Here is a 12,406-nt window from a genome sequence, read left to right on the forward strand (position 1 = left end):
AAAGAATGCAAAACGAAGAAGAAAATTTTGAAAAAGAATCTTACTCTCAATCGATTGAAAGGAGGATACGATTTTCCTTTTGCTCACGTGTAAATTCTGCGAAGTTCGTATAAACGCGCATTATGGAGCATAACCCCTAATGCATTTGACAATTATTCACTTCGCACAAGATTTAATTTACATTTTATTAACTATTCGAATAAGTCATTTAAAAAGAACAAAAAGTCTCCGACGACTCGGAAAAGGATCCAAATGCGAAAGTTAATTGCAGCAATAAACATGACCATTGATGGGTTTTGTGACCATACTTTAGGTATCCCAGACGAGGAAATACATCAACATTACGCCGACCTTTTGAGAAGCGCTGATATCGCCTTGTATGGCAGAACCACTTACCAACTCATGGAATATTGGCGCACAGTGCTGGATAATCCAACGGGGGATAAAACGAAGGATGACTTTGCAGTTGCAATTGACAATACACAGAAAATTGTTTTTTCTCGAACTTTGAAAAGTGTAGATTGGAAATCTGCTAAATTGGCAAATCAAGATCTTGAAAAAGAGGTATTAGATCTTAAACTAAAATCAGGAAAAGACATACTTGCTTGCAGTCCAAGTTTGATCGTTTCTTTGACGAAACTTAAATTAATAGACGAGTATCAACTATGCGTTCATCCCATTATTGCAGGTAATGGATTGCCTTTATTTAAAGACATTAATGAACAAATTACATTGAAACTCATAAGGACAAAAACGTTTAGCAGTGGTGCAATTCTTCTTTACTATCAACCAATATTAAAATTAATCATGGAACACTAGGAGTTACAGCGGCTAATTACGGTTGTTAGAATTTTACGCTTGTCGTAACTCCAACATTAGTTTAGAAGAACTGATTGCCGGTTGCACACCCACCTCCGAAATATATAAAGTTTGCCTAAACACATCGCAACCAACAACCCGTGTCGGTGTTCCTACAACCTCGATTTAAAGTAGAAGCAATTGTATTCACGCAAATCGCTACAAATTATTTCAAGTTCGTATGTTTTTCAATTGTTAGCATTCAGCATCCTTTACTTGTCGTAGTTCCGACAAACGAATCGAAGAGCTAATTTCCATTTTATACAGACCCAAATTATGCGAAGTTCGCCTAAACGCGCAATGAACGAGTCTTCTCTTCGGCGTAGTTCTAAGAAACGAGTTATGAAGATCTATTTAACTCTGTTGGCTACACGACGTTCGTATAAACGCTCGATGTAAGAATTCACCATTTGTTGTAGCTCCGACAAACAATTTGGAAGAGCAGATTTCTTTTCCTGATAGGCACTCGAAATATATGAAGTTCGTATAAAGGCATCGCAACCGATTCATGCGGGCTCAGATTGTATGAAGTTCATCTAAATGCGCTACAGAACTGATTCCTCGAAGCATTTACGACGAACTTAAGAACAAAATAAGGTTTTGTTTAATCTTTAGCTCGAAATATACGAAGTTCGTATAAACACAAAAAATCAGAAATTATCATTCCTCATTCTAACGATGTTTGCATAAGAATAAATTAAAATTCTGGACGGACACAAATTGCACGAAGTTCGCCTAAGTGAAAACGTGCGGCTTCTTGCCAAGTGATTCTTCCGCGTAGTATTTAGGACGATCTTAACAACAAAGTAAGATTTCGCTCAAACTTCAGTTCGAAATATACGAAGTTCGTATAAACACAAAGATATCAGAAATTATCATTCTTCATTCTGACAATGTTTGCATAAGGATAAATTTAAATTCTGGATGGACACAAATTGCACGAAGTTCGCCCAAACGTAAACGCGCCGCATCTTGCCGAGTGTTTCTCCCTCCTAGTTCACGAAAAACTCGACGAACCAATAAGAATCCGTTTCACTTCCGTCGAAATATGCGAAGTTCGTATAAACGCGAGAAATTACTCAGGGTAAACTCGGTGGAAAGAAAATTTATTTCACCGGGCCGTATTTTCTAAGAATTCTTTTTAAACCGATCTCTTTGCGGAAAAAATTGAAAGCGGAAAAGAGAGAGAAGTATTCAGAGTTTTAAAGAGGGTGGAAAAGGAAGAACGTTTGAGCGATGCGAAATTTCTTCTTTTAAGAGATAGGGGAACTGAATTCGATTGGAACGGATACGCGAGGGGATTCTCCGGATTCAGGAATCGAGATTCGTTCGCCTTGAAATCGAATTTCTATTCCATTCTCTGTTTCCTCCAAAAAGGGACTGAGATCGGAAAGGCAATTCCGATCTGGTCTAAATTTTAGTTTTTGATTTTTCGAAGTTCTTGCAAAAAGACAACCATCGACGTCTAAAGCGAAGACTAATTCCCTCAGAGAAAAAGTGATCTCGGATTCGGAAAGGAAGACTAACGTGCTTCCGGATTCTTTACAAGAAGTAAGATGAATCGGATATCCGTCCAGTTCTACGTAGCCGTTTTCAGAAAGTTCGCCGAAACGATTGTCTATAAAAATTCCGAATTCGTCCTCACGGAGATTTTTACGAAAGTATGTGAGCACTTCTTTCTGGATGATTCGATTCCCGTTGAAAACCCAACGATCTTCTGAGTCGACGTAGATCTCACTATTGAATCTACGAGGTGAGTTTTGTTTTTTTTCGATCATGATTTCGTTTACCTTCGATCTTCCTTGTATCGATAGGCAACTCCTTCGATTACTCCCATTTCGTTATTCACGTAGCCGATAGCTACGGTATTACCGTCTCCGTTTCCGGATTGAACAAGAGTGGGGGGAACGTTTACAATTCCCTTTCCCGTAAAAATGACGCCGTCCATATGATTCTCAAAAAGTTCTTTTTTGAGAGAAGTAATCAGATAATCAGGGACCTTTCCATTTACGAATGTTCGAATTAGAATTTTGCCGTAAGTCCGATAGGGTTTCGGAGGAGAAGAATTTCGGATTTCGATTTCTTCCCAAGAGGATTTATGAGAATAACCGAATTCTTCTCTGAGAACGGTTTCCGGAATAAATTCTACGGACTCACAAGAAAAAAGAGTGGAAAGTAGAATCAGTACCGGAAGAATCTTCGCAATCCGTAAAAAGAAGCTAAATCGGGACAATTTTTCCGTTTCCGGATGCATGATTCCATTCAGAAAAAATGGAAATAAGGCGCAAGTGTTTTAATCTTGTTTCTCGTTTGGCGAGAAGTGAGTTGTTCAAAATAAATTAAATGTTATGATAAAATGGGATAAGGGTAACTAGTTCGGATCTCGAGTTTCGAGTCGTACCATCCCTAAAACTTCAAATGGAAGATACAGAGTTAGAGAAAAGGTCAAGAGAGAACGTACTGAAGATTGGTTATTGTTCTTTAGATGAGATCGAAGAAAAAGTAAAAGCGTTTCGAGTGATGAATCAAAACGCAGCAAAAAAGAGATATCTTATAACAAGAGAACCGATTCTTGATTCCAATGGAAAGGCCCTTCTTGCAAAGGCGGCTGAAATCGATATCTCCGCTGCGAAACTTCTCAGAAGACAGTTCAAAGGAAATCAGATGTTTAAGACCTTTCAACCGGATGAAGGGATCGTTATCATTTCCGATATGACTTCTGCGGAAGGTGTTTCCTTTACGATGGATATCGTAACTCAGATTATGAACCTCGGAGGAGGGGCTTATGAGGGTTTTATCGATCGTGTCGATAGTTTTGGGGAATTCATCAATCTTCTAAAAAAATCTCTTTTCCCAAAACTTATCATCATCGGTTATATTCCCCAGAGCCAGGTTCAGGCAGAACTTTTAAACTTTGTTCGTGTAAAACGCGTAGACAATTATCTTCGGGCAATCGAACTCTCTCACAGTCTTTTTAAACCGCAACCTTACTTCCCAAAGATCAAACAAATCGAAATTTCTCAGAACGATCCTAAAAGCTGGGGAAGATTTGTTGTAGAGATCATTCGAGAATACACGCGTCCCTATCTTTTGGAAGATATATAGAAAACTTTTTCTCTATTCTTGAGAAAGCAAAAACGATCGATTGTAGTAAGGGGAAGTCGCAGGGTTTTTCCTTACTACGAATCTAAAATCATTCCTAACTCCCGCCATAACTAAGCCTTAATCAATTCTTTTCGGATAAGATTCATTTCTACTTTTTTATCGAAATTCGTTTCTGGAAGAATTCAATAAGCTGAATATAGAAGAATTTTGTTCTCACAGAATGTGATAAGTTTGTATTGTTTGAATTTGATAAGCGCACCGAAATAACGTTTTGAGGACGTCTTATAAGATTTTGCTCGGGTTGTAATGGGTTACACTTTCGTTCTTCCTTTTCGGATTGTAACGATGACCGTTGAAAAGTAGGAACTCACACATTTTAGCACAAGATTTTGTGCGTTTAGGCGAAGTTCGTATAAACGCACAAAATTAAATTTTGAGAGAGGATAGGATCGCTCTCTTTGAAAATGAACGTAATACCAGATGCAAAAATCTACCTTAACTGAAGATGAGAAATTCTACGAAGTTCGTATAAACGCATCCGGGTGACAGCCGATTTAGAACGCGCTGGAGTTCCTACGACTTTGGTTTAAAGTGGAAGAGTTGTGTTCTTTTGAATCGTCGCGACTAGACGAAGTTTTCCTAAGTGTGCGAATCGCAGAGGTGGAAGGGAGAATGTGATCGTTTTCTTTAAAAAAAATTGGTTATCACTGAATCTAAAATCTTGCTTAACTGAAAATACAAAATTCTATGAAGTTGGTATAAACGCATCGGGATTGCGGTCGATCTTTGACGCGTCGGAGTTACTACGATTTTGGTTTAAAGTGGAAGAATTGTGTTCTTTGAATTGTCGCGACTAGACGAAGTTCGTATAAACGCATCCGGATGACAGCCGATCTATGACGCATTGGAGTTCCCACACTCTCGCTTTTAAAGTAGGGTCGTTTCCCTCAGATCGTCGCAAACTACGCGAAATTCGCCTAAACGCATCGGGATTGCTGTCGATCTTTGACATGTTGGAGTTCCGACGACTTTGGTTTAAAGTGGAAGAATTTTGTTCTTTGAATTGTCTCAAACTATGCGAAGTTCGTATAAATACAAGTCAGATGACTGCTGATGAACGTCGCGTTGGAGTTCCCGACCATCTTGCTTTAAAGTAGAACCTTATTCTCCACAAATCGTTCCCAAACTATGCGAAGTTCGCCTAAACGCAAGCCAGGCCCGGTTGCGACGTCCCGATATCCGATCGACAGAAAATCATTTGCTTATTCGAACACAACTTTTCTAGGCTTGCTGCAGTTCCAATAACGTTCTCAAAAAAAGAATCCTTAAGCGGGGGATTTATGTGAAGTTCGCCTAAACGCCGGGCGGGATTTTTAGTCTACACTTCTACCTGCCATTGTTGGTTCCTTCTAAAAGCAGGAACGTGGTCTTTGCTTTTAGAAAAGAGAGGCTCTTAGACTCGGTAGAATTCTAAATTTTCACGCAAAGGATCGGGAAGGGAGCCTAACGCGTTCAGATATTTTTTGTAGCGGTTTTCTAATTCGGTATATTTCCGATTTCGAATGTTGATAAAACGGTTATGAATTTCTCCAAAGGCCGGTGTTTTCGCAACTTTCTCACGGATCGGTCTGCTAAAAGGAATGTGACGGTAAAAAATACTTCTTACAACTTTATTGAGTCTCTGAACTCCGTCCGATTCGTATTTGATCCAGAGTTGATAGTCGTTTGCAAAGATATCCCTGTCGTTTCGAAAACGTTTAAAATCCCCCGCGAGTTTCTCTTTGATCTCGATCGAGAGATCCTTATTCTTCTTAAAGAATTGGATATAATCCGTATAATCCGCTGTGATCGAAGGATTCCCTACGTTGTTCCATTCCGCTCCGAGAATCGATTTTGTGAGCTCCCAACGGAAGGCGGCTAACGCATCGGAGATCATCGTTTTCAAATCTCCTTGAGAGAAGATAGGAACAACAATTCTTCCGGGACTTTCTTTGGAGCCGGCTCCCCTGTGGACCGAAAGATCCTGCCACATCATTACCTTAGTTCCGATGGATGGAACCAGGATAAAATCTGGAATCACGCATTTCTGAATAAATTCTTTTGTAATTCCTAACTCGTTGTTATTGTAGATGACTTCTCTATGAAAAACGGAGTAATCAATCGCCATCAGATCGTGAATTACGTCCGTAAGAATTTTCTTTGAGACGTAGGACTTATCGATAGCCATCTGGCTATGAAATTTCGTGAGAATCGGAAAGTGAGTCGCCGGACTTCCGGAAGTGAGTCTAACGTTGGCTTCGTAGAGAGAGGCAAACTCAAACTTTAACCTTGTATCCGGGTTATCCAGTTCCGGTGGAATATCGGATTCTTTTTTGATGTTGATGGTTCGATTTTCCATCTTCACTTTTTCGAAAAAGTTTTGTCCCATCTCATCCAGGGAAGTTGGAATTTCTCTCTTATAAACTCTCTCCAACCATTCGGTTCCTAAAGAAATCGGAATATCCGAAGTAAAGTTCATCGTATCTTTATGAGAATACATAAAGGCGATTTGAGAATCGTCCACCATCGTTTCATCGAAAAAGCCGTACTTCAACATGAGATCGACCGCTTTCGGAACGTTCCGATTCGAGTTCATGTATTTCATATAGCAGGCCTGATACATGTCCCAATAGTGTCTTCCTAAAGTTCTTCGAACCTTTCGAATGTCTCCTTCCGGATCGAGAGGGTTTTTCAGACTTTTTACTTTCACCATGAGTGCGGAGAATTCTTTGATTCTCTCCGCATCCAAGCCCGAGAATTGAATGATAACGGAAGCCGAGTTGTCGAGTTCTTTGCGAATCGCTTCCACATCCACTCCGGCAGTGATCGCCGAAGAAGTAGGTGCGGCCGTCTTTGGGGCGCTCTCTTCCATCTTTTTTGCGAGCGAACTAGCTTTGGTTTGAAAGGTTCCTGCGTTAGGCGAAATGCCAGCCACCGGAACTCCAAAGAGCGCTTGATGACCATTCTTATACTTTTCAATCTTTCCGGCGACGGCGCCCAAAACCGGAATTACATATTCTGCGGGAGCAGTTCCATAACCGGAAGAAGTGATGTCCAAGATCAGATAGAATTTTTCTACGAGGCTGTTTTCACCTACAAAGAAGAGCCGGAACGAATCATCTAAATCCGTAAGACAGGTTTTGAGAATTCCTGTGATTTGCTCGAGGACGTTCGCCAATTTTACGCAGACATAGGTGAGCATGGAAGGATCGGCGGTAAAGAGCGCGTTTAGAATCTTCGGATCCTGGAGAACGAGCTTGCGGATGAAATTGAATTCTCCGTCTTGAAAATCGATCTCTTCGGGGTAAAGTCTCGTGAGTTGCGATTCGTGCTCTTCTTCTAAAAACTGAGGACTGGGCCTATCGGGCAGAAGACCGCCGTTGTCAAAAAATAATTTCAGATTTTCTCGGCAGAGACGCATCACCGGATCGACCACGTCCGCGGAAACTTCCGGAATCGGAGTTCCCGGTTTGATATCGGGAAAGACGCTAGGATTGAATTGATAGTAGAGAATTGAAAGGTTGTCGTTTACCTTTTCGATTTCCGAGGTGATCTTTCGGATCTGATTCGCTTTTTTAAAAAGTTCAGTCACCTCTCGTAAGAGGGTTCTTGCGACCATCATTCCCAAAGAAACTCTGGATCCGATGCTCTTCCCGATCGATTGCGAATTCATTGCATACGTGGAAATTACGCAGGCTTCTTCGGCTTGAAGATGAAAGGGATATCTTCCGCTCGTAAAGAGCGCGACGGAACCGGGAGTGAGATTTGCGCCGTTGAGTTTGAAAAGTTCAAGTTTTCTTCCACCGGGGATTTCGGTTAGATATCGAACCGTTCCACTGTGAAGCACGTTCAGTGTATTTGCGGGAGAACCCTCCGGAAACAGGAGCGTTCCTGCGGGAGCCTGGGCTTGTTGTTGTGGAACTGAGGAATCAAATGCCATAGTTAGATTATCGAAGGTTAAATGAAAAAGAAACTATTCCTAATCCATACGGAAAACACTTTTTTTAAAGCCTCGAGAAAAAACCAGTTTTCAATACTAAGAATTGAGTTGGATTCTTGGAAAACTTGACTCCATATGCCTCCTGAAAACCATAAAGAACGATGAATAAAATCGAAAAACTTCTTCGTGTTTCCAGAATCGGAATGATTACAAATCAGAGCGCCTTCGGGCTCGATGGAGAATATCACTTTCAGACCATCCACAAACGTTATGATCTTAAAAAAATCTTCTTACCGGAGCACGGACTTTTTGCTGAACTTCAGGACCAAGTTTCCGGTTCCCATCTGAGATACAATTTAGAAGGAGTGGAATTTATCAATCTCTATGGAGATCAGGAATCCAGTCTTGTTCCGGATTCCGTATCTTTAGAAGGCTTGGATCTCGTGATCATCGATATTCGAGATACGGGCGCGAGATATTACACGTTCTTGACTACGGCCTATTATTTTTTGGAAGAGATCAGCAAATGGAATTCTCAAGGGAAAGAAGAAATTTCAGTTTTGGTTTTGGATTCTCCAAATCCCGCGGGAAGAAGAATCGAAGGAACTCCTCTTCAAGAAGAATACGAATCTTTCGTGGGAGTAAGAAGTGTCTTGCATCGGCACGGACTTACTCCTGGAGAATTGCTTACTTATTATAAGAAAGAATTCTCTCTCAACCTAAGGATGAAAGTTGTAAAGGATGGTTGGTATTCGAAAAAAGATTCAGAATTTTTATGGATTCCTCCTTCTCCGAATATTCCCTTTAGATCCACTTGTTACGTATATTCGGGACAATGTCTTTTAGAAGGAACGAATCTTTCCGAGGGAAGAGGAACTACGAAACCCTTTGAAACTTTCGGAGCTCCTTATATCCGAGAAGAAAACGAAAGAGTAAGAAAGGAATTGGAGAATTTTCAAAAGGAAAGTTTTGCGCTTCGACCCTTGAAATTCATTCCTACGTTTCATAAACATAAGGATGAAATTTGCGGCGGTTATCAGATCCTTCTAAAAAAACCGGAAAAGTTCCATAGTTTGTTTTTTTCTCTGAAGTTGATTCGATTATTGAGGGAAGAATATCCAAAAGAATTTGCTTATAGAGACGGCGCTTACGAGTTTCGATCCGATCTTCCGGCGATAGAATTGCTGGTCGGAGATGGATTTCTTTTAGATTACCTCAACGGAGAACATTCGGATTTGATTGTATTCGAATACTTGAAAGAAGAAGAAAAAGCCTGGAAGAAAAAATGTAAGATTCTTTTGGAATTTTGATAAGTAAAAAAAGTATCCAGGTAATGGATTAAAATGAATTTATTTCTTTGTGATCGAAGCGCTTGAAACGGTCCGGAGCCAATGGGAGAAATGGCCTAAGAGTTTTTATTTTGAAGGGCGTTTAGGCGAAGTTCGCATAAACACGGAAATTTGTTTTAGAATTTGGGATGTCGGAATTGCGTCGAGATCGAACAGGCGTTTATAAGAAGTTCGTATAAACGCGCTCACCTTCGAGACTCAAACGTTTTTCACCGTCGTATCTCCGACAAATTTTACTATCAACGAAAGAGGCTTCTCGACGTTGCGTCCGCAAGCGCCTGTGCGCGACGCGGTTGGAACGAGGTTCGAGCGACCTTAGTCGCGTCCCGCGAACCGAAGTGAAAAGCAATGTGGCTTTAGCCCGGAGTGAGCGCGAGCGGGAACCGTGAGTCGCGAACGCAGTGAGAAGCCGAAGTGTGGGAACTTTCTCACCGTTCTTTCAATTTTCCAGTTACATACTGATGTAATATACTTGAAACTAAAGTTTGATAAGGAATACCAATTTCCAAGGCTTTAGTTTTTAATAATTGAATATCCTTTCCAGCAATTCGAATATTCATTCTTTTGTCTTTTAATAATGTATTTTTTGCTGCAGATCTAAATTTTTTTAAGTACTGCGCTTTGTTATCAACCGGTTTCCATTCATTTTTCTCAATAGAAGATTCTAAACTCTTCTCTTCTTGACTAAGTTTATATTTCATAGATTTGTCTCCGGTAAATAGATATTAGTATATTTTCTTGAGGGATATGCAGTTTTTAAGAAATATGTATTTTTACTTTCAATTGCAGGAATTACCCACGCGTAATTATCTATTTCGATGATAATCAAAATTTGATTTTGATACTTTTCTTTTTTCGGATGTTTTAGAATTTCTAAGACAGATCCTGACTCAATTTCAATAACTATCCTCTCGAAACTAATATTTCGCTCCGCCTTTAAGGTTTCATTTTTAATATTATCCCAATCAAAAACCATACGTTTTAACTAGTAGACGTGTGCCTTATGTCAATACAATTATTTTAGCAAGATTTATATAGAAGAATCCTTAAAATGCTTCTGTATGAAATCCAAAAAGTGTATTTTGAAAACCATAAAGAAAACGGAAAATTTTCCCACATTTCGTCTAACGAAAGAAGCTCCTCGACGTCGCGTCCCCGAGCGCTTGTGCGCGACAAGGTTGGCGCGAGGCTTGAGCGACCTTAGTCGCGTCTCGCAAGCCGAAGTGACAAAGCAATGTGTCGAAGACCGTAGTGAGCCTGAGCGGGAACCGTGAATGGCGAACGAAGCGAGGAGCTGAAGTTATAGGAAGTTTGCGTGAACGCGGGTATTCAAGACTTGTCCGCTTTTTGTTATCGTAGCTCCGGCAGGTTTCCTACATCCACAATTTCACGAAGTTCGTATAAACGCGAAAGTTTGTTTTAGAATTTGGGATGTCGGAATTATGCTGAGATATCGAAGGGCGCTTATGCGAAGTTCGAATAGTCGCATCAAAAAGTAGATTTGTTTTGCATTATTCTTTCTTTCTCGGGTCCGGTTTGGGGTTTTTCGGAAAGATTGCGTTGTCATTTAAAAGCAAAACAGCAATTATTTCTCTTCGATAGGAAGCCATTCCAGAAATTCAAGACGGTTACCGAAAGGGTCGTCAAGATAGAACCGAAGCGCACCAGGTAGAGGGTCTTCGTCTCTTGGTAATACGCCTTGAGACTCTAAGTATTTTCGATATTCTAAAATATTACGAACATGGATTGCAGGATGTGCTTTTTGTGCCGGAATAAAGGAGTCGGTAATTCCGACATGTATTTGGTTTACTCCGCATTGAAACCAAGCGCCTCCTTTAACTTTCAGATTCGGAGGTTTTTCGACTTCGGTAAAAGAGAGAATATTTACGTAAAACGCACGGGCAATTTGTTCGCCCCCTTTTGGGATGGCCAATTGAACATGATCTAATCCAAGAATTTCGAAAGTCATGTCAAAGCTCCTTTTAAGATTCAATGCGTCTATTGAATTACTCTGAAATATTAAGGTTTTACGATTAGCTACTCTGGTATTTTTTTACTACGAGTTAGTCGAAGTTCGTATAAACGCCAATAAAACTCAAACCTTCTCGCAGTGGTATCTCCGACAGTTTTTCTCGCGATTGCAACTTTGCGAAGTTCGTATAAACGCCAATAAAACTCAAGCCTTCTCGCTGTAGTATCTCCTACAAGTTTTTTTGCTCACTGCGATTGCCTAAAGCAAAGCCTCCGAGAGTTGCAGAGATGGTGTAATGTCCATAACACTCTTAGAGGTTCATGCTTTTCGTTCTCAGGTTATTGCACGGTCTCATCTCCTTTTGTATCTATATCTCTTTCAGTAAAATCAGTAAACTTTTGGAATGCGATTTTGATTCGACCTCTATTCCTTTAATGAGAAGATTATATTACTCATTTTATTTCTCTTTAAACTCCAACAGTACCAGTGCGGATTTCTCCCGCTCGCTTGTAATTTGCTACGATCACTCCGCTCGGTGTAACAAGACTTTCTATCAATGTAAACGCCGCCGGGATGGTTCCATCACCAAATAAACGATTGCCCGAACCGAGTGTGAGGGGGAATATTTTAAGCCAGAGCTCATCCACTAAGTCATTCTTAAGTAGTAGCTGAATGAGTTTACCGCTACCCCAAATTTGAATATCAAGGCCTTCTGAGTTTTTAAGTTTTTCGATATCTGCCAAACTTTCGAGGAATACTGAGTTTTTCCAATCAGACTTTTTCATCGTCTTCGAAAGGACATATTTTGTACCATCATTGATGCCGGGCCAGAAGTCTGCATGTTTGGGCCAGTAATCGGCCCAAATCTCAAATGTTTTTCTGCCCAAAAGATAATCTGCAGGTTTCATTTGTTTTTCGATAACTTTAGCTGAAACTTCATCAAAATACGGTGCCGTCCAACCTCCATATTTGAAACCGCCCGAGGTATCTTCCTCAGGCCCGCCGGGGGCTTGCATGACTCCATCTAAAGTAATAAATGATAAAAAAATTATTTTCCTCATATCATTTCAGCTCTCCTAATAATTTATGAAAATTTTAATAAAGGTCAATGAATAACAAAATAAATCAATCACGGTTCGGCAT

General features: G+C 40.3%; 9 protein-coding genes. 3 read left to right on the forward strand and 6 right to left on the reverse strand.

Going from position 1 to position 12,406, the window contains the following annotated elements; all coding sequences use genetic code 11:
- Positions 1 to 252 precede the first annotated feature (252 nt).
- On the forward strand, positions 253 to 819 hold the full coding sequence (locus tag A0128_RS06435; protein WP_069606751.1) for a dihydrofolate reductase family protein: 567 nt from the start codon (positions 253 to 255) through the stop codon (positions 817 to 819).
- 1,292 nt (positions 820 to 2,111) lie between these two features.
- Here the strand turns inward: A0128_RS06435 and A0128_RS06440 are convergent.
- Positions 2,112 to 2,636, reverse strand: coding sequence for a hypothetical protein (locus A0128_RS06440; RefSeq protein ID WP_069606752.1), 525 nt, complete (start codon positions 2,634 to 2,636; stop codon positions 2,112 to 2,114).
- Between the two features lie 8 nt (positions 2,637 to 2,644).
- On the reverse strand, positions 2,645 to 3,112 hold the full coding sequence (locus A0128_RS06445) for a hypothetical protein (RefSeq protein WP_069606753.1): 468 nt from the start codon (positions 3,110 to 3,112) through the stop codon (positions 2,645 to 2,647).
- Between the two features lie 164 nt (positions 3,113 to 3,276).
- On the opposite strand from A0128_RS06445, the gene A0128_RS06450 reads away from it, so the two are divergent.
- Positions 3,277 to 3,963, forward strand: coding sequence for a hypothetical protein (locus tag A0128_RS06450; RefSeq protein ID WP_069606754.1), 687 nt, complete (start codon positions 3,277 to 3,279; stop codon positions 3,961 to 3,963).
- 1,453 nt (positions 3,964 to 5,416) lie between these two features.
- Here the strand turns inward: A0128_RS06450 and A0128_RS06455 are convergent.
- A complete protein-coding gene (locus tag A0128_RS06455) occupies positions 5,417 to 7,942 on the reverse strand; it encodes a cyclic nucleotide-binding domain-containing protein (protein ID WP_069606755.1) in 2,526 nt (841 codons plus the stop codon).
- A gap of 161 nt (positions 7,943 to 8,103) precedes the next feature.
- Between A0128_RS06455 and A0128_RS06460 the strand changes: the two genes are divergently transcribed.
- The gene (locus tag A0128_RS06460) at positions 8,104 to 9,252 is read left to right on the forward strand and encodes a DUF1343 domain-containing protein (protein WP_069606756.1); all 1,149 of its coding nucleotides are present in this window, start codon (positions 8,104 to 8,106) and stop codon (positions 9,250 to 9,252) included.
- Positions 9,253 to 9,719: 467 nt separating this feature from the next.
- Here the strand turns inward: A0128_RS06460 and A0128_RS06470 are convergent, their stop codons facing one another.
- From A0128_RS06470 to A0128_RS06485, 3 genes are all read right to left on the reverse strand, one after another.
- The gene (locus tag A0128_RS06470; protein ID WP_069606758.1) at positions 9,720 to 9,992 is read right to left on the reverse strand and encodes an antitoxin; all 273 of its coding nucleotides are present in this window, start codon (positions 9,990 to 9,992) and stop codon (positions 9,720 to 9,722) included.
- A gap of 884 nt (positions 9,993 to 10,876) precedes the next feature.
- Positions 10,877 to 11,260, reverse strand: a complete 384-nt coding sequence (locus A0128_RS06480) for a VOC family protein (RefSeq protein WP_069606760.1) — start codon at positions 11,258 to 11,260, stop codon at positions 10,877 to 10,879.
- 470 nt (positions 11,261 to 11,730) lie between these two features.
- The gene (locus A0128_RS06485; protein ID WP_069606761.1) at positions 11,731 to 12,324 is read right to left on the reverse strand and encodes a dihydrofolate reductase family protein; all 594 of its coding nucleotides are present in this window, start codon (positions 12,322 to 12,324) and stop codon (positions 11,731 to 11,733) included.
- Positions 12,325 to 12,406 lie beyond the last annotated feature (82 nt).

Source organism: Leptospira tipperaryensis, assembly GCF_001729245.1.
GTDB lineage: Bacteria > Spirochaetota > Leptospiria > Leptospirales > Leptospiraceae > Leptospira > Leptospira tipperaryensis.